This window comes from uncultured Sulfitobacter sp., from assembly GCF_947500075.1.
Taxonomy (GTDB): Bacteria; Pseudomonadota; Alphaproteobacteria; order Rhodobacterales; family Rhodobacteraceae; genus Sulfitobacter.
In genome coordinates this window covers 403,410-426,879 of record NZ_CANMQS010000004.1, presented here as the reverse complement: position 1 = coordinate 426,879, position 23,470 = coordinate 403,410, and the positions used below count along the sequence as shown (strand labels likewise).

The 23,470-nt window shown below is 59.3% G+C and carries 23 protein-coding genes; 3 read left to right on the top strand and 20 right to left on the bottom strand.

Going from position 1 to position 23,470, the window contains the following annotated elements; all coding sequences use genetic code 11:
- Window positions 1-7: 7 nt before the first annotated feature.
- Window positions 8-955 carry a LysR family transcriptional regulator gene (locus Q1A91_RS14975; protein ID WP_299878987.1) on the bottom strand — a complete coding sequence of 316 codons (948 nt, stop codon included), beginning with the start codon at window positions 953-955 and terminating at the stop codon, window positions 8-10.
- 219 nt (window positions 956-1,174) lie between these two features.
- Between Q1A91_RS14975 and Q1A91_RS14970 the strand changes: the two genes are divergently transcribed.
- Window positions 1,175-2,014 carry an oxaloacetate decarboxylase gene (locus Q1A91_RS14970; RefSeq protein ID WP_299878984.1) on the top strand — a complete coding sequence of 280 codons (840 nt, stop codon included), beginning with the start codon at window positions 1,175-1,177 and terminating at the stop codon, window positions 2,012-2,014.
- An 11-nt stretch (window positions 2,015-2,025) separates the two neighbouring features.
- Here Q1A91_RS14970 and Q1A91_RS14965 read toward each other — a convergent pair whose 3' ends face one another.
- From Q1A91_RS14965 to Q1A91_RS14950, 4 genes are all read right to left on the bottom strand, one after another.
- The gene (locus Q1A91_RS14965; RefSeq protein ID WP_299878981.1) at window positions 2,026-2,169 is read right to left on the bottom strand and encodes a hypothetical protein; all 144 of its coding nucleotides are present in this window, start codon (window positions 2,167-2,169) and stop codon (window positions 2,026-2,028) included.
- A gap of 231 nt (window positions 2,170-2,400) precedes the next feature.
- A complete protein-coding gene (locus Q1A91_RS14960) occupies window positions 2,401-3,324 on the bottom strand; it encodes an HNH endonuclease (protein WP_299878978.1) in 924 nt (307 codons plus the stop codon).
- Window positions 3,321-5,645, bottom strand: coding sequence for an AAA family ATPase (locus tag Q1A91_RS14955; RefSeq protein ID WP_299878975.1), 2,325 nt, complete (start codon window positions 5,643-5,645; stop codon window positions 3,321-3,323). The genes Q1A91_RS14960 and Q1A91_RS14955 overlap by 4 nt, the downstream gene beginning before the upstream one ends.
- Window positions 5,646-5,654: 9 nt before the next feature.
- Entirely contained in the window at window positions 5,655-7,064 is a 1,410-nt protein-coding gene (locus Q1A91_RS14950) for a hypothetical protein (RefSeq protein ID WP_299878973.1), read from the bottom strand.
- 221 nt (window positions 7,065-7,285) lie between these two features.
- Between Q1A91_RS14950 and Q1A91_RS14945 the strand changes: the two genes are divergently transcribed.
- Together Q1A91_RS14945 and tviB are read left to right on the top strand one after the other, a co-directional pair.
- Window positions 7,286-8,311: an NAD-dependent epimerase/dehydratase family protein gene (locus Q1A91_RS14945; RefSeq protein WP_299878970.1), complete on the top strand. Its 1,026-nt coding sequence runs from the start codon at window positions 7,286-7,288 to the stop codon at window positions 8,309-8,311.
- On the top strand, window positions 8,308-9,588 hold the full coding sequence (gene tviB, locus Q1A91_RS14940; protein WP_299878967.1) for a Vi polysaccharide biosynthesis UDP-N-acetylglucosamine C-6 dehydrogenase TviB: 1,281 nt from the start codon (window positions 8,308-8,310) through the stop codon (window positions 9,586-9,588). The genes Q1A91_RS14945 and tviB overlap by 4 nt, the downstream gene beginning before the upstream one ends.
- Before the next feature lie 585 nt (window positions 9,589-10,173).
- On the opposite strand, the gene hypE is transcribed toward tviB, so the two are convergent.
- From hypE to Q1A91_RS14865, 15 genes are all read right to left on the bottom strand, one after another.
- Window positions 10,174-11,217, bottom strand: a complete 1,044-nt coding sequence (gene hypE / locus Q1A91_RS14935; RefSeq protein WP_299878964.1) for a hydrogenase expression/formation protein HypE — start codon at window positions 11,215-11,217, stop codon at window positions 10,174-10,176.
- Between the two features lie 2 nt (window positions 11,218-11,219).
- The gene (hypD, locus tag Q1A91_RS14930; protein WP_299878961.1) at window positions 11,220-12,365 is read right to left on the bottom strand and encodes a hydrogenase formation protein HypD; all 1,146 of its coding nucleotides are present in this window, start codon (window positions 12,363-12,365) and stop codon (window positions 11,220-11,222) included.
- Entirely contained in the window at window positions 12,362-12,670 is a 309-nt protein-coding gene (locus Q1A91_RS14925; protein WP_299878958.1) for a HypC/HybG/HupF family hydrogenase formation chaperone, read from the bottom strand. Before Q1A91_RS14925 ends, hypD begins: the two co-directional genes overlap by 4 nt.
- Before the next feature lie 3 nt (window positions 12,671-12,673).
- Window positions 12,674-14,152 carry a sigma-54 dependent transcriptional regulator gene (locus Q1A91_RS14920; protein ID WP_299878955.1) on the bottom strand — a complete coding sequence of 493 codons (1,479 nt, stop codon included), beginning with the start codon at window positions 14,150-14,152 and terminating at the stop codon, window positions 12,674-12,676.
- Window positions 14,149-14,982: a hydrogenase nickel incorporation protein HypB gene (gene hypB / locus Q1A91_RS14915; RefSeq protein WP_299878953.1), complete on the bottom strand. Its 834-nt coding sequence runs from the start codon at window positions 14,980-14,982 to the stop codon at window positions 14,149-14,151. Before hypB ends, Q1A91_RS14920 begins: the two co-directional genes overlap by 4 nt.
- Window position 14,983: 1 nt before the next feature.
- Window positions 14,984-15,325, bottom strand: coding sequence for a hydrogenase maturation nickel metallochaperone HypA (gene hypA / locus Q1A91_RS14910; protein ID WP_299878950.1), 342 nt, complete (start codon window positions 15,323-15,325; stop codon window positions 14,984-14,986).
- Window positions 15,318-16,172 (bottom strand): hydrogenase expression/formation protein HupK, encoded by an 855-nt coding sequence (locus Q1A91_RS14905; protein ID WP_299878947.1) that lies wholly within the window; start codon window positions 16,170-16,172, stop codon window positions 15,318-15,320. Before Q1A91_RS14905 ends, hypA begins: the two co-directional genes overlap by 8 nt.
- Window positions 16,173-16,233: 61 nt before the next feature.
- On the bottom strand, window positions 16,234-17,025 hold the full coding sequence (hybE, locus tag Q1A91_RS14900; protein ID WP_299878944.1) for a [NiFe]-hydrogenase assembly chaperone HybE: 792 nt from the start codon (window positions 17,023-17,025) through the stop codon (window positions 16,234-16,236).
- A complete protein-coding gene (locus Q1A91_RS14895) occupies window positions 17,022-17,867 on the bottom strand; it encodes a hydrogenase expression/formation protein (RefSeq protein WP_299878941.1) in 846 nt (281 codons plus the stop codon). The genes hybE and Q1A91_RS14895 overlap by 4 nt, the downstream gene beginning before the upstream one ends.
- Before the next feature lie 11 nt (window positions 17,868-17,878).
- Window positions 17,879-18,262: a hydrogenase accessory protein gene (locus Q1A91_RS14890; protein ID WP_299878938.1), complete on the bottom strand. Its 384-nt coding sequence runs from the start codon at window positions 18,260-18,262 to the stop codon at window positions 17,879-17,881.
- Window positions 18,263-18,270: 8 nt separating this feature from the next.
- A complete protein-coding gene (locus Q1A91_RS14885; RefSeq protein ID WP_299878935.1) occupies window positions 18,271-18,591 on the bottom strand; it encodes a HypC/HybG/HupF family hydrogenase formation chaperone in 321 nt (106 codons plus the stop codon).
- A gap of 3 nt (window positions 18,592-18,594) precedes the next feature.
- Window positions 18,595-19,203, bottom strand: a complete 609-nt coding sequence (locus Q1A91_RS14880; protein ID WP_299878932.1) for a HyaD/HybD family hydrogenase maturation endopeptidase — start codon at window positions 19,201-19,203, stop codon at window positions 18,595-18,597.
- A 272-nt stretch (window positions 19,204-19,475) separates the two neighbouring features.
- Window positions 19,476-20,192, bottom strand: coding sequence for a Ni/Fe-hydrogenase, b-type cytochrome subunit (cybH, locus tag Q1A91_RS14875; protein WP_299879473.1), 717 nt, complete (start codon window positions 20,190-20,192; stop codon window positions 19,476-19,478).
- Window positions 20,193-20,414: 222 nt separating this feature from the next.
- On the bottom strand, window positions 20,415-22,208 hold the full coding sequence (locus tag Q1A91_RS14870) for a nickel-dependent hydrogenase large subunit (protein ID WP_299878929.1): 1,794 nt from the start codon (window positions 22,206-22,208) through the stop codon (window positions 20,415-20,417).
- 2 nt (window positions 22,209-22,210) lie between these two features.
- Window positions 22,211-23,311: a hydrogenase small subunit gene (locus Q1A91_RS14865; RefSeq protein WP_299878926.1), complete on the bottom strand. Its 1,101-nt coding sequence runs from the start codon at window positions 23,309-23,311 to the stop codon at window positions 22,211-22,213.
- Window positions 23,312-23,470: the final 159 nt, after the last annotated feature.

The following is a 23,470-nucleotide window of genomic DNA, read 5'->3' as shown; positions in this document are numbered from 1 at the left end:
GCTGCATCTACGAAATGACTTCGGGGTCAGTCGTCAGGCCATGCCTCCCCCTTCTCCCGGCAGACGGCATCGTTGGCATGGATCTGCGTTCACCGCGCACCCCATGACGCCCCAATCTCAACCGCAAGGCATCTGCCACCAGGCCAACCTGTGGTGCCCGGTTGTGCGCCTGATGCACGGAGATGACGACCTCTGACAGCGCAGGAAATCCCGTCTGCCCGTCGATGACCTTGAGGCTGGCGGGAATGACCGATGCCTCCATCACCGAAACGGATGGCATTTCAAGCATCGCCTGCTCCATCAACCCGATGCTGCGGGTGGAATAGGCGATGCGCCAGGGCCGGTCGATCTGCTTGAGAGCGTCCAGCGCAATGTCCCGGCACACACAGCCTGTTGGAAACAGCACCATCGCCAATTCCGCATCCGGATCATCCACATAGGTCGGAGCGGCCACCCAATGCAACGGCTCATGCCGCGCGATCTGGCCCAGGGCTGCATCCGCGTGGTGCGTGGCAACCACCACGTCCAGATCGTCACTGTCCAGTCGTTTCAGAAGGTCCACGGCATTGTCACATGTCACCTCGAATTGCAGGCGTGGATGGTCTTTGGCGATAGCGGACAGTATGGGCGGCAACAGGTAGGTGGCATAATCATCCGGCGCGCCAATGCGCACGCGGCCTTCGGCCTCTGGCCGCTGGATGTGAGAGAGTGCCGCATCATTGGCAGCCAGAATGCGGTGGGCATAGACCAGCAGGCTCTCCCCTGCATGGGTGATGGAAACCGATTGTCTGCTGCGGTCAAAGAGCCGCTTGCCCACGATCTCTTCCAACCGCTTGATCTGGAGACTGACCGCCGATTGTGTGCGCCCCACATCGCGCGCGGCGTGGGTGAAATTCTGGTGTGCTGCAACCGCAACGAAAGCGCGCAGCAGGTCGATCTCAAGATCCCGTTTCATGGCCATACATTAGATTTTCTCATCACGTTGAACAATATAATTCGTTTCTGAAATATATAGAAACCCTCTATCCAAGGGGTGGAGGTACGTCCCATGCTCACTCTTCTGGCCCGCTCGATGTTTGAAGCCACCCGGATTAAACCCATTGGAGGGGTTGCAGCGCATACCTGCGCAGCTGCCCCGCTTCACCACCCACTCCCTCGGAAGGAACGGACAATCATGCCCCCAGACCAGCACGCCTCCAGGCGGACCTTGTTCCGGCGAATGCACAAGGGTCCGCAGGCTCTTGTGATGCCAAACGCCTGGGACGCCGGGACCGCCCGCATTCTGGCAGGGCTGGGGTTCAGCGCATTGGCGACCACCAGTGCAGGCCTCGCCTTTTCCATGGGGCTGCGCGATTCCAGTGGGTCCCTGTCTCGGGAACAGGTGCTGGATAATGCCAGATCCATTGTGGAGGCGACCGTATTGCCCGTTTCTGCCGATCTGGAAAACGGGTTTGGGGCATCCCCCGACGCCTGCGCGCAGACCGTCAAAGAGGCCGGAGACATCGGCCTGTGCGGTGGCGCGATCGAGGATGCAACCGGCGATCCAGACACCCCGATCTACGGCTTTGACCACGCCGTTGACCGCATTGCCGCTGCCGTGGCGGCAAAGACATCACCCGACTTTCTGGTGACTGCGCGGGCAGAGAATTTCCTCTATGGCCGCCCGGATCTGGACGACACGATCCGTCGGCTTCAGGCCTTTGAAGCGGTTGGCGCGGACGTCGTCTATGCCCCCGGCCTGCCGGATCTGGAAAGCATCCGCCGAGTGTGCCAATCCGTTTCCGTTCCGGTCAACGTGGTGGTCGGGCTGACAGCGGGAACCGCATCGGTGGCCGACCTCTCTGCCGCGGGTGTCCGGCGGATCAGCACGGGGGGCTCTCTTGCCCGTGCCGCCTTGGGCGAAATGGTCCGCGCCGCCACAGAGCTTCGAACAGAGGGCACATACGGATACGCGGAGCGGGCCATTTCAGATGCGGATGCCGCGCGCCACATGCGGATCAAGCCAGCAAGCTGAGGGCGCAGGCCTTACTCAAACAGCGCATCTTCGGGGTATTGGATGCTGCAAGCGGCCCCCGTGGCCCCTTGCGCCGCATCGAGCCTCTTGCGCTCAGGTTTCTTGACATCAAAGATCCCAATCCATGAAGACGACAGATCATCACCCTTGGGCATGCGCGCCGCGCCAAGTCAGCCTGCGCGTGGAGCAAGTCACCCCTAACGCTTTGATCAGAAGACAGAGCAGATCGTCGCTGCCTTGCCCGTCACCTTCGGGCTGAGATGCCGGAGGAATGGCTGGCCCAGCTGGAAAACCGGTTCACCCGGCAGCCGCCGTTGACCTACAGCACTCAGAAGCCGGAGATCTGGGACGGCATCAGCGCCTGCATGAAATGCCTTGAGCGTCCCTTACCCCTCCACCGGCGGCTGCATCATCTGCGCCACTTCCCCCTGAACAAGCTTTACAAACGCGCTGGCCATGCCGGCAAAGGGCCTGTGCGGTTTCTTCTTTTCCATAAGCCGCGCGATGGCCCGGTCGGCGGTTGCCTTGAAGCGGCGGCGGGCATCTTCATCCTCAACCTCGATCCAGTTGTTGATGGCGGCGATGATATCATTGCGGTCTTCGCGCATCTCCAGCAGATGAATGCGCCTGTCTTCCTCCAGCCAGCGGCGGTTCAGGCCCAGAATGCTGCGCGTCGCCTCCCCTTCGGGGCTGTTGTTTCTGGCCCGCACGGTGGAGGCGCCTTTGAACAGCACCCATTCAAGATGGTCCTCCGGCGTGTCATCCACCGGGTTCAGGATCAGCGGTTTTTCGTCCCTTAAATCCCCGTCCGGGGTCGTGACCCAGACATTACCCTGTGTTGGAAAGGCGTTCTTCTTTCCTGCCCGGCTTTCCGGCGCGCGCATGAGAAACTCCCTGAATTCCTCCTCCGTCTCCAGATCATCGGGGATAATCACGAGGGTGGAGCGCATCTGATTGCAATGCATGCACGACAGCACAAGGTTTTCCCAGACCATCGCAAGCCACCAATAGCCCTCATGGGCGATCCCGGCCTTGTCGGCCTCGGTCACCCCTTTCTTGGGGCGGTAGTGTTCCACATCCGTGTCCTGCGACCCTGCGATCTTGCTCTCGCAATAAACGCATTTGCCAAAGCTCATTTCCCGCAGCGCCTCGCGCACATCGGGATGGCGGTAGGCCCGGAAATCATCCCCCAGCAGCTTTTCGCCCCGCGCCATCTTGTCGGTCACCTTGCGCAGCTCGGTGGGGCCGATCTGATTGTGCATCGCCGGGTTCAGCTGGTCGGGGCATCTGGTGCGTTCGACCTTGATCATGGCTGCGGATCCGTCTCAAACAGGCTGGCAAATTCTGTCTTCAGATCCGCGCGGCGGGGCGAGCGCGCCTTTGTCGGGCGGACCTGCCGCTGCGCGTTACGCTCCTTCAGGGCTTCGGCATAGGCCTGTTCGCGCAAGGTAGAGCCCAGCACCATGCCGTCGTCCAATTCTGCGCGCAAACGCTCCAGTTCCCGCCGCTCGGTCTCTGACAGCGTTTCAATCTGTGCGGCCAGATGATTATAGCGCGCCAGCCGTGCATCGGTTTCCGGGTCCGTGGATCCCAGTCCGAAGAATTCAGACGTCAGGATCTGTTCCGCCCGCATGCCGCGGATCGACGGCAGATCACTGACCGGTTCCACATGGTCCGTCTCCGGTGCGCGGTGCAGCACGAAAACCTCCCCGTCGTACATGCCTTGCAGGCACAGGGGGTCATGGGTGGTGACGATGAACTGCACCTTGGGGAACGCGCGGCGCAGCAGGGTCATGATGCGCATCTTCCAGCGCGGATGCAGGTGCGTCTCGATCTCATCGACGAAAACCACACCGCTGGCAAATTCCAGATTGTCGAAGTGATAGAGCATCTCGCGGATGATATCAGTGACCATCGCAATGACGGATTTGAACCCGACGGAGAGGTCCTTCATCGCCACCCGCTGGCCATTCTGCGAGATGTAGATCTGGCCGGGCGTATCGGGATCATCATCGCGCTCAAAATCGTCCTCATCATCCAGCATCAGCACCTCCCGCAAGGCGCGGGCCGCGGCGAAGAATTCCGGGTCCTTGAGCGTGGTCAGCCAGTGGATCGGGTTTGCGATCATGTCCATCGGATCAAACAGGGACCGCACCCTGTAGGCGGGCGCGCGCAGACGGCGGGTCTTGCGCGAGGTGAAATAGCGGCGCGGGCCGTAGGCCAGCACAACCTTGGCGCAGTCCTGACTGCCTGAAAAAGCCGCATCACCCGCTTTGGCGTCGAGGCTGACATCAGCCGTCGAATCCAGAAACCCAAGCTGGACACACATGCTGTCCGCCGTCTGGTCCCAGAAATAGGGATCAGGCCGGTGGATCAACCCCATGGGCGAGATATCCTCGTCCTTCAACGCCTGATCCAGTTCTCCGGCTTCCCGCGCGCCAATCACGGCCAGCGCCATCGCCTCCAGCACAGATGACTTGCCCATGGCGTTTTCCCCCAGCAGCAACATGCAGGGAGACTGCTCTGTATCCGGCACCTTGTCAGGCAAGGCAAAGGCAATGCTCCGCAGGGCCTTGAAGTTGTCGATCTTGACCCGCGTGATGGGTTTGAGCGCGTTGGGCAGGGTTTGGACGTTTGGGGTGCGATTATGCTTTTTGAATTGGCCTGTTGCTTTCCCCACCCCAACCTTAGAGCGAATCCCCGAACTGCTAGTCTTGTAGCTCACAGGCTCACTGGTTTCTTTTTCATCGTGAGGCGTCCAGAGGATCGTTTGATCCTTCAGATCGTTGACGAAGGCGGTTCGTCCGTCCGTGCCAAGTTCCTCAAAGGCTGTCAGGAACCCCACAACTCCATCAAAAACCATGGACCGGTTGGCAGCGAATTCGAAAATGGCCCATGTTGCGGCCCCTGAGTGCGGCGGCAGTGGGTCCGGTGTATCCGGATCCCGCAGCGCCCCTGCCAGCGTATCACTTTCTCCGTGCCACGACGTCAGATCAGCAAGCTGTTGGGCCACATCCCTGACCGCATCACGCCGCCGATAGAAAAGCTCGCTCCGGTTCAGCTCAAGCGTATCCATCGTCGCGCGCCCGCTGCTTGTCTTCCACGAGATCGCGCCGCCAACATTGAAAATCAGATGCTGCTGCGGGTGATAGAAACACGGGTCCAGCATCAGCTCGCCTTCGGTCTCGCGCAGAACCGCGACTGGCATTGAGGGTTCCCCGCGCGTGTTCTCAACGTAAAAGAGGTTGCCCTTGCGGCGCGCGCACTCCGGGCAGAGCCACAGCAGGTTCTCCCAATCATACATCAGCCAGGCATAGGCCAGCAGTTCCGTGTTCCCTTTCTCATCCTGCGCCAAGGCCTGCGGCCGGTGCCGGCCAATCACCCCGCCAGAGCCGTCCGGGTCAAACGGCGCCTCACTTTCGCAATAGGCACATTGATGATGAAACTGCGCGGCCATCGCCTGCTGAAATTCGGCGTCGTCATCCAGCCAATAGGGCTCCGGGGCGCGGCGTGTGCCGCCTTTGGAGTAGGTCTGCTCAATGAAGGCCTGCACATCCATCCGCGCCTGCTCCGCACGGTCACCAAACAGGATTTCCGGCGGTGTCAGAGCCTCACGTTCAATAAATCGCATCCCCGCCCCCTACTGCAAAATCCGCAACGCCCGGCGCAGCTCTGAGATATGATGCGGCACCTCCACGCGGCCCGTTTCCGTGCCCTTGTCCAGCGCCCAATAATTGTTGTGCGAAAAGAAGCTGCGTTTGTGCCCTGCGGCGACCCCGCCCTGCCCGTCCAGCTTGGGCAGGACCGCAATGTCGCGCACCCCTTGCAGGGTCGTGCCGTCCATTTCCAGCCCGAACACATCCGCCACCGGGCCTGAGATCAGATCCCCGGTCAGAATCGCTTTCTCCTCGGAGTACAGGTTCGTCCAGCGCGTATAGGCAAAAAGCGCTGCATGATGCGGCACGCGGCGCTCTTCGGGTGTGCGGTCCTTGTGCCCCGCGTAGGTGAAATGCCGCAGCTTGGTGGTCCCGTCGTATTCCAGCACCGGGGGGCAGGTCGGCAGCAGACGGGCCTCCTGCCGCGCGCGCAGGTCGTCGTGGCTTTCGGCGGTCAGGAATTCCGCATGAGCCAGCGGCGCGCCGAGGGTGACAAAATCGCTGATGATCCACGTGCTGCCCTGCGATTTCGCTTCGGCCAATGCCTTGCCCTGCTGCGCCTGATACGCGTCCAGATCAAGGCCTCCTCCACCTGCGGCGGCCGCGCGGATCATCTCCTCCAGCGCATGGCGTTCCGGCTGGCGCATGTCCTTGGGCGTGCCGTCATCCAGCACGCGGTTGTGCTGCGCATAGAGCATCGCAAGGATGTCATAGGCCACGATGGTCCCCAGCGAATGCGCCACGACGACGATGCGCTCGTAATCGCCGGATGTGATCAGCCGGTCCAGCAGATCAACACCGGTCTGCCGTATCCTATGCCGCTTTTCCACATTCGGCGGCAGCGCTTTGACATAGCGTGCAACATCACCGAACCGCCGGATCAGAACCGCCGACACAAAAGCGGAGGCCACCGCCCCCAGCAGCGCCGAAACAACCGCAACCCACGGCTTGGGATCCTCTGCCTTCGGCCACAGCCCCCAAAGGGTCAGGCCCCCGATCACCAGCGTCAGGAACCACAACACCACCCAGGCATGAAAGACCCGCTTCGGCACCCGTGTCGCTGGATTGCGAAACAGCAGATCCTTGATCCAGGTCTGCACATGCTCCCAGGTGGTGCCTTCCATCATGTGGGCCCAGTAGTATTCGTAGAAATCCGTGTAGTTCCCGGCGTTGTCCCGCTCCGTCGTGATGCGCCGGAGTTCGGTTGAGGAATTGCGGCTGTCGGGTTTGGCCCAGGACACATTCCCCCGTCGCGCCCCGCCGGTATTGGGGTCTGGTCTGGCCGGGTCAATCAGGCTGGTGTCCGTGGTCCAGACAGAGGTGACAAAGGAATTCAGGGTCTGCATGGGGATCTGTTCCCCCATGCCATGCAAGATCACAACGGCTTGCTTCATTGCATGCCTCCATGGAAAATCGCTTAAAAATATGCACGCAATGGTAGCAACGGGGCGAATTGGCGCAAGGTTTTTTGCGATTGCAGCGGGGTCACGCCCACAAATCGGTGGAAACAGAGTGTTTCTGGTGAAGGTGCAGCGCCGTTATCGCGGTTCACAAGACCTGGAGCCGCCTGAAACACCATTTGCACCTGTCGCACGTGCAGCATACCTTCCGCACCATGACCACTTCCCTCCCCCGCGTCCTGATCACCGGCACCGCTGGCTTTATCGGTTTCCACCTGGCCAAGCTCCTGCTCGCCGAAGGGTTCCGCGTGCAGGGCTATGACGGCATGACGGACTACTACGACGTCACGCTGAAACAGCGCCGCCATGCGATGTTGCTGCAAGACCCCAACTTCTCAGCCGAAGAAGGGATGCTGGAGGATCAGGAACAGCTCGACCGGTTGATGGATGACTTCAAACCGGAAGTCATCGTGCATCTGGCAGGACAAGCCGGTGTCCGCTACAGCCTTGAAAACCCACGCGCTTATCTGGATTCCAACGTCATCGGCACCTTCAACGTCATGGAAGCCGCCCGGCGGCTGGAGGTCAAACACCTGCTGATGGCGTCCACCTCCTCCGTCTATGGCGCCAACACCGATATGCCGTTCAGCGAACAGGACAAAGCCGACACCCAGCTGACCATCTACGCCGCCACCAAGAAGGCCAATGAGAGCATGGCCCATGCCTATGCCCATCTGTGGCACCTGCCCACCACGATGTTCCGGTTTTTCACCGTCTACGGCACCTGGGGTCGGCCTGATCTCGCGCTTTACAAGTTCGTCGATGCGATCCTCGATGATCGGCCCATCGACATCTACAACCACGGCGACATGTACCGCGATTTTACCTATGTGGACGATCTGGTGCGCGGCATCCGGTTGCTGATGGATGCGGTGCCGGAGCGGCCTGCCGCGCCCGAGGATATCCCCGAATGGGACAATCTTTCTCCCGCCGCACCCTACCGGGTGGTGAACATCGGCAATTCCGACAAGGTGCGGTTGCTGGACTTTGTCGATGCGATTGAAGACGCTTTGGGCAAAAAGGCAGATCGCAACTACATGGAGATGCAGATGGGCGATGTGCCTGCCACATGGGCGGATGCGACGCTGTTGCAGGAATTGACAGGCTACCGGCCCCAGACCGACTTCAAAGACGGGATTGAACAGTTTGTTGCGTGGTTCCGGGAGTATTATCGGAAATGACCCTGTCCGCTGTCAAAGGGAAGATCGCCATCATCGGGCTGGGGTATGTGGGCCTGCCGCTGGCTGTTGAATTTGGCAAGCAACGCACGACCGTGGGCTTTGACATCAGCGCGGCCCGCATTGCTGAGCTGCAAGAGGGCGCGGACCGCACGCAGGAGACCACAGCGGCGGAACTGACAGAGGCCACGCATCTCAGCTATACCACCGATCTGGCTGACATCGCCGATTGCACCATCTACATCGTCACGGTCCCCACGCCCATCGACGCCTACAAACGTCCGGACCTGACGCCGCTGATCAAGGCGTCAGAGACCGTGGGAGCGGTGCTGAAGCAGGGCGATATCGTCATCTATGAAAGCACCGTCTATCCCGGCGCCACGGAAGACGATTGCGTGCCGGTGCTGGAGCGCGCCTCGGGCCTCAGGTTCAACACCGACTTCTTCTGTGGCTACAGCCCCGAGCGGATCAATCCCGGCGATACCGCGCACCGGTTGCCGAATATCCTGAAGGTCACCTCCGGCTCCACGCCGGACATCGCGGCTCAGGTTGATGCGCTTTATGCCCAGATCATCACCGCGGGCACCTACAAGGCGCAAAGCATCCGTGTGGCTGAGGCCGCCAAGGTGATCGAGAACACCCAGCGTGATCTCAACATCGCGTTGATCAACGAGTTGGCGATCATCTTCAACAAGATGGATATCGACACGCAAGCCGTGCTGGACGCGGCAGGCACCAAGTGGAACTTCCTGCCCTTCCGCCCCGGTCTGGTGGGCGGTCACTGTATCGGTGTGGACCCCTACTACCTGACGCACAAGGCCGAGGCGATGGGCTACAACCCGCAGGTCATCCTCGCCGGGCGGCGGATCAATGACGGCATGGGCGCCTATGTGGCGGGACGGATGATCAAGGCGATGCTGCGCCACCGGATCGAGGTCGCCGGCGCGCGCATTCTGGTGCTGGGGCTGGCGTTCAAGGAGAACTGCCCCGACCTGCGCAACACCCGCGTGGTGGATGTGGTGGCTGAGTTGCAGGAGTACGGCGTGCAGGTGGATGTGCACGACCCTTGGGTTGATGCAGCAGAGGCGCGGGAGGAGTACGGGCTGGCGCTGGTGGATGCGCCTTCAGAAGGGTCCTACGACGGCGTTGTGCTTGCCGTGGCCCATGACACGTTCCGAACAGGTGGTGCAGCACGTCTCCGGGCGTTCGGGAAGCAGACCCATGTATTTTGCGATCTGAAGTCCGTGTTTGGGGTGGAAGAAAGCGAGTTGCGGTTGTGAGGGAGTTGGAACGCACGTCGCAATTCCCGCATGTTGATGCACGCGGCGGGGAACAACATAAACCACTCTAAGCTCTCATCGCTTCTTCAAAACGACTGCCGCCCAATGCTGTCCGATGAAACCTGCGGTCGCTCCTTGCATATTTCAGATACAGAATGGTCAGGCCCCCTTAATCTCGGACCGCTGGCGTCAAAACCGCAAAGGTTCAATGGCGTGAGGCATGCAGCGACGAACGGGTTCATTGCAAATGGCTCACGCCATTGAAATGAAGCGGTTTTGTCGTCCTTTCCTCGCCCGGCAACACATGCAGAGCATGTGTGAGAGGGGATTTGACGGATTTTCCCCGTGATCCACTGCCCCGCAGGGTATTGCGCAGCGATGTCCCGAGAGGGGGCGTTATATCCGCCTGAAATTCAACAAGAGTTCCTGCGCGCATGTGCCTTGTCACGAGAAAGTCTGTCAAACCAGTGGTACGAGATCAAGGGGTCCTGACCGCTATGTCTTTTTCCGCCGCCATAGGCGAAACTATTTTCCAAAAGGAACACCACTGCAAATGGATATGCCTTGTTCAAGGTTAGACCGCTGTCAACAGATACGCGGTAGCTGTTCTCCCACCAAGGTATCCACCAAACGCTGGCCGCCAAAGAGAGTTTTCATGATCACCCGCGCTGGTGGTCCTGAGGTCGCGCGCCCGATCACGGTTGCATCACATCCCTCCGGCATGGCCCGCATAGCAGCCAACGCCGCATCGACCTCGTCTTCTGGCACGAACATCACAAGCGTGCCTTCGTTGGCAAGGTAAAGCGGATCAAGGCCCAGCACCTCGCAAACACCTTTAACTTCCGCACGCAATGGCAAGGCGGTTTCTTCGATCACAATCCCGACCTTTGCTGCCGCTGCCATCTCGTTCAAACAAGACGCGACACCACCCCGTGTAGCGTCGCGGGCAGCACGGGTATTTGGTGCAACAGCCAGCACCGCTTCCATCAAACCATTCAAGCTCTGACAATCCGAGGTAATGTCCGTATTCAACGCCATATCCCCGCGTGCCGCCAAGATCGTGGCCCCATGATCCCCAAGTACACCGTTGACGATGGCGACATCACCGGGCCGGATTTGATCTGCGGCCAGATGGCGGTCCGCAGGGATGACACCAACGCCCGAGGTCGTCACAAAAACCTTGTCCGCGGCACCGCGCTCAACCACCTTGGTATCGCCGGTCACAATGCGCACGCCTGCTTTGTCCGCTTCCGCCTGCATGGAGGCTACAACCTGACGCAGCAGGTCAAATTCGCACCCTTCCTCAATGATGAACGCCGCCGAGAGCCAAAGGGGCTTGGCACCGCCCACGGCGAGATCATTGACCGTGCCGCAGACCGCGATCTTGCCAATGTCACCGCCGGGAAACACCGGCGGGGAGACCACAAAGCTGTCCGTGGTGAAGGCGAGTTGCGCACCTGCCTCGCGCAACGCATCCGACGTCAGCCGCGCCTGATCCTCATCACCCGCAGGCTGAAACACATCCGTAAAGATCTCTTCGATCAGATCGCGCATGGCCTTGCCACCGCCACCATGCGCGAGGGTGACCCGTTCGCCGCGCAGGCGCGTGGCTTTGATGGGTGCTGTCATGTTCATTCCGCCGCCTCCAACACGTCATCGGCCGCGCTGTATTGATAATACGCCGCACAGGCCCCTTCGGAGCTGACCATCAGCGCACCAAGTGGCATTTCCGGCGTGCACCCGGTGCCGTACTGAGGGCATTGCAAAGGTTTGATGCGGCCCGTCATGACCTGACCGCAAGCACAGCCTTCCGGCTCTGTCACCAGACGCGGACCGGCACCATAGCCAACAGAGAATTTCTCCTCCGCATCATAGGCTTGGTACGCGTGGCGGATGCGCAGACCACTGGCGTCAATTTCCCCCAGCCCGCGCCATTCAAACGTCGGGCGTGGCTCATAAACATCTTCAATCGCTGCAATGGAAATCGGATTGCCATGCTCCGGCACCACGCGGGCATACTGGTTTTCGACCTCCGCCCGGCCATCGCGGATCTGACGCAGCACCATCAGCACCGATTGCAGCAAATCCAGCGGCTCAAAACCGGCAACGACGATGGGCTTGCAATAATCGTCGGCGATGAAATCATAGGGATGCGTGCCGATCACCATTGACACATGGCCCGGCCCCACAAAGCCGTCGAGCATCATGTAAGGGTCATCCAACAGCGCCTTGATCGGCGGCGGCACCCTGATGTGATTGCAAAAGACACTGAAATTCCCCAGTTTCTCTCGTGCTGCCTGCTGAATCGACAGCGCTGTGGACGGGGTCGTCGTCTCAAACCCCAAGCCAAAGAACACCACTTGGCGCTCAGGATTGCGGCGTGCCAGCTCCAGCGCATCCAGCGGGGAATAGACCATGCGAATATCCGCCCCATCGGCCTTCGCCTGCATCAGCGACTTGCGCGTTCCCGGCACGCGCATGGCATCGCCAAAGGTCGCAAAGATCACCTCTGACCGTTCAGCAATCTCGACACATTCGTCGATCCGGCTCATGGGCAGGACACAGACCGGACAGCCGGGGCCGTGGATAAACTCGATCCCATCAGGTGTCAGCCGGTCGAGGCCATAACGAAAGATCGCATGTGTGTGCCCGCCGCAGATCTCCATGATGTGTACCGGTTTCTCCTTGGTCGCCCCAATCTCGGTGACAACATCCTTGATCGCGCGCAGCACATCTTGCGCGGCAACCGGATCGCGAAATTCTTCTACATATCTCATGACATCACCTCTGTTACGGGGCTTTCAGCAAGCGCGGCATCGCCCTGCGCCATCGCCTCCAGCGTTTCCTGCGCCTCGCCCAACCCGCGCAGCGCTTCCAGCGTTTTTTCCGCCTCATCTGCGTCGATAATGCTCATTGCAAAACCCACATGAATCAGCGCCCACTCACCGACCAGATCAGACAATGCTGCTGGGGCTACACAGGCCACGGACACCTCGCGCCGCACGCCTGAAACATCGGCCATGGCCATCAGACGGTCCGCGTCCGTGATTTCGACAATCTGTCCCGGTATGCCCAGACACATGGTTTACTCCTCCTGCGAATTGTTTTGTTTGCTTGGTTGTTCGACACCGTAACGGTCGAGTTTTGAACGCAGCCCCACGCGGCTGAGACCAAGCTCCTCCGCGGCACGGCTCTTGTTCCATTTCAGCCGCGTGAGGGTCTCACGCAGGATCCGCGCTTCCATCACCTCGATACGGTCTTTCAGGGTGCCTTCGGCGGCCATCACGTCCGCAGCTGCCGGATCGGGCCGCGCGCTGACGGATGGATCCGCCTGCAAGATGTGACGCGAAATCAGCTCTGGTCCCAGACGTGCGTCCTTCGAACGGATCAACATCCGCGTCAGCTCATTCGACAGTTCCGGCAGATTCCCGGGCCAATCGTAGTTGCCCAGAAACTCCAGCGCGAGGTCGGTCAGGCCTTCGATGGGTTTGCTGTGTTCTTCGGCCAACGCGCTGAGCCGATGATTTGCGAGGATGGCCAGGTCCTCCACACGGGCGTGCAGGGGATGCAGGGTCAGTTCTGTTGTGGCAAGCGCGTAGTAGAGATCTTGACGAAAGTCCCCAGCCGCCACGACGGCGGCCAGATCACTGTGGCTGCCGGTCATCAGGCGCACATTTGTGGTCAATGTCTCTGACCCACCGACCGGTTCAAAACTGCCTTCGGTGGCGACCCGGAGCAACGTCAATTGCATCTGCGGGCTGAGCGTATCAATCCCGTTCAGGAACACGGTGCCCCGCGATGCCTTTTGCAGCAATCCAATCTTGTTGTTGCGCGTGCCGGGGATAACGCCCTTTTTGGCCCCCAACAGCTCTATCTTCAAAAGGTCATCCGGCAGGCCCGCACAATTCAATTCGTAAAACGAATGTTCCGACCGCAGCGACGCATAATGCATGGCGCGCGCCATCGCGTCCTTACCTGTCCCGGCCTCGCCCGAGATCAGGACCGGCACATCAAAGCTCGCAAACTGTCGTGCCAGTTCGACCGTGGCGTTCATCGGAGAATTTGCCGCCCTCAGAATTTTCTCAAACCCAAAACCTTCGCGCAGCGTGCGGCGGCGGGCCTCCACCTTGTTCTCTGCCGTCTTGCCCATGAAACGCATTTCCAGCGAAAGCCGGTCGTGATCACGGCTCAGCTGAAACAACTGTGCTGCATTCTTGGCGGCAATCACCAATTGATCCGGGTGCCAGGGTTTGGTCACAAACTGATAGATGCCCGCATCGTTGATCGCGGCAATCATATCGTTGGCTTCAGTGTAACCGGTGATGATGATCCGTACCGTTTCAGGCCAGCGGGCACGCACATCGGCCAAAAACTCAACACCCGTGCGCCCCGGCATGCGGTGATCGCAAAAGATCGCCTGAACGTAGTTTTCCTCCATCAGGCGCATCGCCTCATCCGCGTTGAGCGCGGTCAGACAATCAAAGTCATCCTCCAGCGCCATGCGCATCGCGGCGAGGGAATGTTCCTCGTCATCAACCAGCAAAAGCGTTGGAAGGTGGGTCATTGTGCCGCCTCTGGCACCACCTTGTCGGCAAGATGCGCGCGGAGCCAAGCGAGCCAGTCGGCCATCCCCTCACCAGTGCGCGCGGACAGGCGGATGATCTCAATGCCCGGATTGACCCGGCGCAGGTTGGTTTCATAGAGATCCAGATCGACGTCACAGTGCGGCGCCAGATCGATCTTGTTCAGGATCGCCAGACGCGCGGCAGTGAACATATCGGGGTATTTCAGCGGCTTGTCCTCCCCTTCCGTGACGGACAGGATCGCGACTTTGCCATCTTCGCCCAGATCAAAGGCGGCAGGACACACCAGATTGCCCACATTTTCGATGAACAGCATCGCGCCATCCGGAAGATCAAGATGCTCCATCGCGTGGCCCACCATGTGACCATCCAGATGACACCCTTTGCCGGTATTCACCTGTACCGCTGGGGCACCCGTCGCCCGAATGCGGTCAGCGTCATTTTCGGTCTGTTGGTCCCCTTCGATCACGCCAAGCGGCATATCACCCAACGCCTCAATGGTTTTGCACAGCAGCGTCGTTTTGCCTGATCCGGGGGAGGATACGAGGTTGACCGCAAATACCCCTTTCCCCGCCAGCACCGCGCGGTTGGCATGGGCATAGCTGTCGTTCTTGCTGAGGATGTCGGTTTCAATCTCGATCAACCGCTCTTGTGACATGCCAGGCACCTCGACGCCTGCGGGTCCGTGGCCGTAATGGTGATGCCCATCAACGTCATGATGGTGGTGGTCATGATGGTGTGCATGACCATGGCTGTGGCCCGCGCCATGCACTTTGGTTTCACCATCGCTACATCCACAAACAGTACACATTTTAAGCGACCTCCAAGTCTTTGATTCTCATTTCATCGCCGCCCTGCGGCATCAGCTTGCCACCACCACAGGTCGGACAGGGATCCAGCCTGTCGGCGATCTCCACCTCTTTCATACAGTCGTAGCACAGCGCCCGACCGGGCAGTTCCAGCGTCACCAGTTCGGCCCCTTCAGCGGGCGAGCCGCGCATGACCACATCAAACGCGAAATGCAGCGCATTGATCTCAACCCCGGCAAAGCGGCCCACTTCGACGCGCACCCGTTTGATCCGGCTGACGTTGTGCTGGCGGGCCTGATCCTCGATCACACCGCGCATCCCTTCGCAAAGCGACATCTCATGCATGTGCGGCCTCCTCCCTGCCCAATGAGGCGAGCGTTACCGGAAAACAGGGGTCGAGAATAGACAGAAGCACGGACGCGTGCGTATCCGAATGTGCTTCGGGCAGAGACGCTAATGCGTGATCCAGCACGCCATTTGGCATCAGCAAATGATCTGTAGGTGTGATGCGGTCAAACGCGGTCACAACACCATTTTCGACCTGCGCCTTGACCCCATAAAACCCGCGCGCCGCAGGGACCACAGCACGGCCCGCGCTGAAGTCTGGCGCGGGCAAGCGGTGATCCAGACAGGCGTCTACATCGCAGGCCAAACCCACCGCCGACCACAGTGGACCACGGCCCCAGACCTCTTCAATGCCGACCATCACAGGATGCTGCGCGTGACGCGCCGCAACCGAGTTTTCCTGCGGTCCGGCGTCGAACATCGTCTGCGCGGTCACCAGCGGCAACGCCGGGCGCACCGCCTCAGAGGGGCCAAAGGATTGGCTGATCGCCCGCAGAACCGGTGCGATACCGCTGTCAGAGCGTAGAAAGGCGCTGAATGCTTCGAACGATACCGGCATCTCGCCCTGTGACCCAAACAAGGCTTCGCGCAGGTTCGGGCCACCCGCGCTCCAGTCACGTGGCAAGGTCACCGGCAGCGCGGACACCTGACCCGGCCACCGGAGACACAGCTTGAACACGTGTTCCTTGAGGATCTCAAGGCGCAGCGCATCCTGCCACCCGTCCTCTTGCGCGACACCGAATGCCGCGCGGGCGGCGATCCCCTGAGCCACACGGCACAGGTTAAACAGGCGCGGCAAAAGCGCTGCGGCCTCTTCAGCCGGTTGGCCTATGACCATCTGGGCCACGGGCAACCCTTCAACCGGGAGTGCCCTAAGATCTGAGGATATGCGCGCAGACGCCATCGCTTTAGTCCTGCTCTGCCAAGCCAGCGGTGATCACGGCGCGGCGCGATGGTTCATCCGACAGGGCTGGTGGCTCAGGCTCTGGCGGTGCAAGCGCCGCTTCTCGTGCGGCTTTAATGTCTGCCGCGCGGTCGGTCTCCGCCTGATTTTCCGCATCAAAAAGCGCGACCATCACAGCGGCGGCAACTTCTTGTGCCTGCATCTGCGACTTAAATTCACCCATCGGCGAAAACAGCGAACAGGCTTTGTAGCCGCCAATCATCTCGCGCGTGTTGTGAATGAACTCGTACTCCCCAGACGGAAAGGCAATCAATTCCTTGGCCCCGGGTTCAAGCGCTGACCAATCCTCGTCCGCAGCGGGCAACTGTACCAAGTTCATGAACCAAGGCGAGATCAGAACACCCAAAGGGCGGCCATCAATCATCTCAAACCCGACCGCCTCAACCGTCAGCAGTTTGTTGACCATCGGCACATCGCGCATCTTGGAATGCCAGATTTCCCGGAAATCCGCGACCAGCCGCGCGGTAACATCTTCAATTTCTGCCGCCTCGACTGCCGCGGTGGAACCCGGATCCTCAAGCACCATGAATTGTTCTTTGGGCGCGCTGCAATTGGGGCAGGACCAATCGTGCGGCAGGTCCATGAACGCGGTGCCCGGCTCAACCTGGCGATAGTCATCCCCCTCCGCCGGATCATAGGGCGACCAGCAGATCTTGCATTCCATAATGGCCTGTGCGCTGATTTTGTCAGTGGCCCCCAGAAAGCTGCCTTCAAAGCGGTTTGTCACCTCGTTCATCGGATTGCCTCCAGCACGCTGAGCAAACGCTTGCCGCTGTCGGCCAAATCCTCGCGTGCGGCGATGGCAACTTCGGGCACGGTGGTCACTTCGAAGGTGTCGAGGATCAGCGTGTCCATGGAGTTAAAGAACTGCACGCGCCAGACATGGGGCATGGCCGTCGCGGTGATCCGGCAGTTGCCATAGCCACGCGACAGGATCGTCACAGCCCCCTCGCCCACGGCCTGATCGAGCCAGACAAGGTCCTCTTCGGTATGAGGCAAGAGCGACAGGTTGATCACATGCAACGGCGCGGCGGGGTCAAAGTCAGCGGATTTATCGCGCAACTCGATCAGCATCGGGGGCGCATTGATCACACCCGGCATCAATGGAGCCGTCTCCCCCATCGCGGCGCGCTTGGGGGCAAAGGCGTCTTGGGACACGCACGCCGGGATTTCGGCCACTTCGATCAGTTCACCCGCGCTGCTGTTCAGGGTCCAGATGCCGGCGAACACGCTTTCCTGCACAGCAACGGCGGGAATGCTGCGCACTTTTGCTGCGACCTCTCCACTGCCCAGTGTCTCGGCAATCAGATCACGGTTCGTCTTGTCGAGCGTCCCCAGATCAAACTGGCGCGTTCCGCCACTCTTCGCGATCTCTTGTGCCGCCGCAGCAACTTCGCTCAGTAAAGCCAATGCAGGCGCAATCTCCGTCTGATCAAGATCGTCCACTTCGGGCAGACGGGGCGAATATGTACGCATATCCTGCGGCAGCGGCATATATTCCAGCTTTTCGTCATTGGTATCAAGCGGTTGTGAACCGGGGCCAAAGCCCGTGGGGGGCATCATGAAAGGGTTGGTCATGGTCTAGGTCCTTATTCAGCCGCCATCGGCAGGGCGAGGATTTGGGTGATGCGTTCGATGTATTCTGACCAGTCGCGCACCTTTGGAATGCCGCCGATCATCTCCCCCTCGTGGTAGAAAATGACACTCGGTGTTTTGCGCACTTTGGTTGTCTCGCGCAGCTCTTCTTCGACACTGTCCGATGCGACAGCGCAATCAAACCGACCTTGAAACGCCTGACGCAGCTCAGGGAGAATGACCGCCACATCAGGAGTCTCAAGGTTGCGGGCAATGTCGCCCGGGACAAAGATCGCGTGATATCCGGCCCCTTCTGTAAACGCGGCGACATCGCACATGGTGTGCAATTCGCGGTAGCCAAATTCCGTCGTCAAACGGGTGATCAATGGATGTGTCATGTCTGTCCTCAACCTGTTGTCGCACCGGCATCGAGGGCCGCTTGCAAATGGGCGGGCAACTGCGGCCCGGCGTTTTCGAGATCGGCAAAGGCGTCGCCCAGATCGCCGCCCTCCATCAGAGACTGCAGTCCCGCAAGTGCAGCACCGATCTTTTGTGCCTCATCCGCTGTGATGATCTCGCGCGCTGCACCAAGAAACGTGAGCAGCCAGTCGCCGACTTCAGCATCGGGAGTAAGCGACAGATCAATCAGTTCGACATGCCGACCGTTGGTCGTCGTCGCCGCGATGCCATCAATGCCCGTGATCTGCATGGGGATACCGACGCACATGGACTATTCCGCCGCCGGAAAGAAACGGTCATCACCAGTGCGGCAGGCGTCTTCTTCTGACGGACGTCCAGCTTCATACGCATGGTGCATGATGGATGCGTCGGCCAGAAATTCGCTATGGGTCCGGCCCGGTTTGGCCACAACGCCCATCTGCGCCAGCTTGGTGATTGCCACTTTGATCGCCGGCTCGATCTGGGCTGCAACCACATCGCGCAGGCCGCCACCGTAGTCTTCCAACTCCTCCGGCTGGCATCCGATCAGCAGCAAAGTCTCAGGACAGTAGCCCATCAGCTGCGCGGTCGCGATCACGTCCTGAAATCCGGTTTGGTGTAGGGACATCTTCTTGGCCCCCATGAAACGCGGCACCTCATCGCCTTCGACAATCTTCATGGTGCCGGGGGTAAGCCCGTAATCAACGGCGTCAAAGACGACAAGAATATCTGCTTCTTCCAAGAACGGCAGCAGGTAGAGCCCCTGCGTCCCGCCATCCAAAAGCGTGACACCTTCAGGCAGCGCCCAGGTCTGCGCCAGTTGCTCCACACAACGGACGCCAAATCCCTCGTCCGCCCACAGGACATTCCCGATCCCAAGGACCAGCACCCTATCCGACATTGATACCCCTCCCTAAAGAGCGGTTATTTGGCTTCCAATCCGCTCTGAAAACGAGGTTATCTTGGCAATTCATTCAAAGGCAGAATTTTGTACACTTTTTCGATGATCGCTTAAATATTTGTTTTAATTACTTATTATTGAATACCGTAGTATGCTATACGCATCTCGCCGATCAATCATATTGCATCTAACCCCAAAAATGGATAGTAACTATCCAACAGAAAAAGCGGGCGCATTGCACCCGCTTTTCCTCAAGTCTCTGAAGCCAGTAATCAGTTCGGATCGTCATCCTTGAACGTCCGGGTCCCCGAGATCATCGTCGACACCACCGACTGACGCGACATGATATCTTCGCGCACGGCGGCGTAGATGTGGATGATGATGAACACTACGATCGCCCACATGCCAAGGTGATGGATCGAATGCATCGCTTGACTGCCGCCGACAAAATCAAGCGCTGGCCCGAATATCGTATCGAGAATGCCGTCCCGCCCGACCCCTTCGGAATAGAGCGCGAAACCGGTCACGATCATAAAGCTCATGCCCACGGTCATGAAAAAGAACATCGCGATCTGCGCGAGCGGATTGTGCCCGACGTACTTCTTGGGTTTCTTTTCCATAAACATATACCACTTCGCCTCGCCCCAGACTTCGCGCCACCACTTCCCATTCAATAGCGGCAGTTTGAACATCTGGCGCGCATGTGAATTGCCAACGAATGCCCAATAGATCCGGCCAAAAAAGCCAACCGTCATGATCATGCCTGCCGCGAAATGGGCAAAGCGGATGTAGCCGAACACAAACTGATGCGTGGCCTCCGCAATGATCATCGTGGGCGGCGGCGATCCGATCAGGTAACCCGTGACACAAAGCACCAAAATCGCCAGCGCATTGATCCAGTGCCACAGCCGCACAGGGGCTTCATAGACATAAACCGACGAATTGCGTGTGATCGTCGCCAGGTCCGCGTCCGTGGCATCGCCGGTCAGCGACGGCCCGGATGCTGTGTCAGGATCGACCGCGCTCACGACGCCCACCGCTGATAGAGCACCGCACCAAGCACGACAGAGATCAACGCGAGCCCCAAAAGAGGGCCTGTGTGGCTCACCGCGTGCAGGCTTTCAGGGACTGGAGCATGACCACCGTGAGCCAGGCTCATACTCGGGAGAAGTGCCAAAAGTGTTGCGATCTTTTTCATGTTTTTCCCTTTCTCAGCGGACTTTGACAGTGGTCAATTCGTCACCGTCTGGTGACATTACATGGGTGGAACAGGCCAGACAGGGATCGAAACTGTGCAACGTGCGCAGGATCTCGACTGGCTCTTCCGGGCGCTCCATCTTGGTGTTCATCAGGCTTGCCTCGAAGGCACCGATGTTGCCCTGACTGTCGCGCGGTGATCCGTTCCAGGTGGTCGGCACGACGCATTGGTAGTTCTCAATGCGTCCGTCCTTGATCCGAACCCAATGCCCCAGCGCGCCGCGCGGTGCTTCAGTCATGCCAACACCTTTGGCTTCCTTCGGCCAGGTCTTGGGGTCCCATTTGGCAACATTCGCGGTGCTCTCGTCGCCGTTCTTGATGTTGGTCATCAGCTTGTCAAAGAAGTGCTTTTGCAACCGCCCGCAATACTCGCTTTCCAACGCCCGTGCCGCCGTGCGCCCCAACGTTGAGAACAGCGCTTCTACCGGCAAATCCATCGTGCGGAGCAATCCATCGACCTGATCCTTGATCTCTTCATGCCCCTTGGCGTAGCCCACGATGTAACGGGCCAGTGGACCCACCTCCATCGCGTGACCCTTCCAACGTGGTGCCTTGATCCAGCTGTATTTCGCCCCTTCATCAATCTGTTTGATGTTGGTGCGCGTGCCTTTAAGGTTCGGGCCCAGTTCAAACTTGGCTTCTGTTTCTCCATCCCAAGGATGCAGACCTTTGCCCTTTTCGGCGTATTCATACCAAGAGTGATCGACAAATTCCTGAATCTGCTCAGGATCGCGGACGTCCACATCGTGAACAGTCGTCATATCCCCATTCACGATCGCACCACGCGGCAGATACATCTGCTCGGGCGAGAAATCGTTCGGGTTCTCAGGGATATCGCCATAGGCAAGGCACGCCTGCGACGACAACCCGCCGCCATAAAGCCAGTTCTTGTAGAACCCGCCAATCGCAATCACATCCGGCAGATAGACGTTGCGGTTGAACTCCGCTGTCTTGTCGATGATCGAGCTGACAAGGTTCAGCCGCTCCATGTTGATCGCCCCGGTGGCCCCGGTCGAATGCACGTTGATCGGGCACGGCACGCCGCCCACCAGCCAGTTTGGGTGCGGGTTCTTGCCGCCAAAGATCGTGTGAACTTTGACGATCTCCTTTTGCAGATCGAGCGCCTCAAGGTAATGGGTCGTCGCCATCAGATCCGCTTCGGGCGGCAAAAGATAGGCGGGATTGTCCCAATAGCCGTTCTTGAACAGCCCCAGCTGACCACTTTCCACAAACTGTTTCAGCCGGTTCTGGACGTCCCGGAAGTATCCCGGTGAAGACAGCGGATGACTTGGCGATACCGATTGCTGCAACTCGCTCGTGGCTTTCGGATCGGCACGCAGCGCGTTGATCGGGTTCACCCAATCCAGCGCATGTAGGTGGTAGAAATGCACAACATGGTCATGAATTTCGAGGTTCAGCTGCATCATGTTGCGGATGGAATTCGCGTTGTCGGGAATCGTGATGCCGAGCGCATCTTCAACCGCGCGCACAGAGGTCAGCGCGTGTGTCCCGGTGCAAACGCCGCAAATGCGTTCGGTAAAGGCCCAGGCATCGCGTGGGTCGCGCCCCTTGAGGATGACTTCAAGCCCGCGCCACATTGTGCCAGTGGACACAGCATTGCGGATATAGCCGTCTTCATCGACATTCACTTCGCAGCGCATGTGGCCTTCGATCCGGGTCACCGGGTCAACGACGATGCGCTGTCCCGTGTCGTCAAGATTGAAGCCGTTGGGTGTCTGGACAACCATTATCAGGCCTCCTCATTTGTCGGGGTTGGTTTCTTTTGAGCTTTGTTCTGAGCAGATTTGAGGGCGGAGACGGCTGCGTGAGCGGCCACGCCTGCCCCGACAACGCCAGCAGCGGCAAACCCGATCTGATCCGCGTTCGCCTCCACCCCGAATTGGGTCAGGTCCGTCACCCGGTCATAGAAGGTGCCCTGATCCCAGAACCCGTCTTCGGAACAGCCGATGCAGCCGTGACCTGATTGAATGGGGAAACTGACGCCCTCATTCCAGCGGATCGTGGAACAGGCATTGTAGGTGGTCGGCCCTTTGCAGCCCATTTTGTAAAGGCAATAGCCCTTGCGCGCGCCGTCATCGTCCCATTCCTCAACAAACTGGCCTGCATCAAAATGCGGACGGCGGTAGCATTTGTCGTGAATGCGCTGCCCATAGAACATCGCGGGGCGGCCCTGACGGTCCAGCTCCGGCATACGGTCAAACGTCAGCATGTAGGTGATCACCCCAGTCATCACTTCGGCAATCGGCGGACAGCCGGGCACCTTGATGATCGGCTTGTCGGTGATGACCTTGTGCACCGGTGTCGCCTGCGTCGGGTTCGGCTTGGCCGCCTGCACACATCCATAGGACGCGCAGGCGCCCCAACTGATCACAGCTTTTGCATCCTTTGCCGCCATCTTGAGCTTTTCGACAAAGGGCTTGCCACCCGAAATACAGAACATGCCGTCCTCGTTCAGCGGCGGGTTGCCTTCAACGGCCAGAATGTACTGTCCTTTGTATTTCTCAATCGTCTCCATCATCGCGGCTTCGGCCGCGTGCCCGGCGGCCGCCATCAGCGTGTCGTCGTAATCCAGACTGATCATCGACAGCACAACATCCTTGGCCAGCGGATGCGCGGAGCGGATGAAGCTTTCCGAACAACAGGTGCACTCAAGGCCATGCACCCAGATTACCGGCGTGCGTGGCTTGGTCTCCATCGCATGGGCAATCTGCGGCACGAAGGCCGGGCCAAGGCCCAGTGCCGACGCCGTCAGCGAACAGTATTTCATGAAACTGCGGCGGGTGATCCCCTGCGACCGCATCACGTCGTAAAATGTTTCTATGTCAGCCAAGGCCAGCTCCCTTCTTGCCAGTGTCACACCGGTCAACGGCACGACGGAGGTTGTCCACCGCAGTATGCGAAGAGATGTTGTGGGAGCGCCAAGGAATAGGGCGCATTCAGGAGTTTTAATTTTTCAGCATATAAATCAACGCACTAAATGCGTTATTGC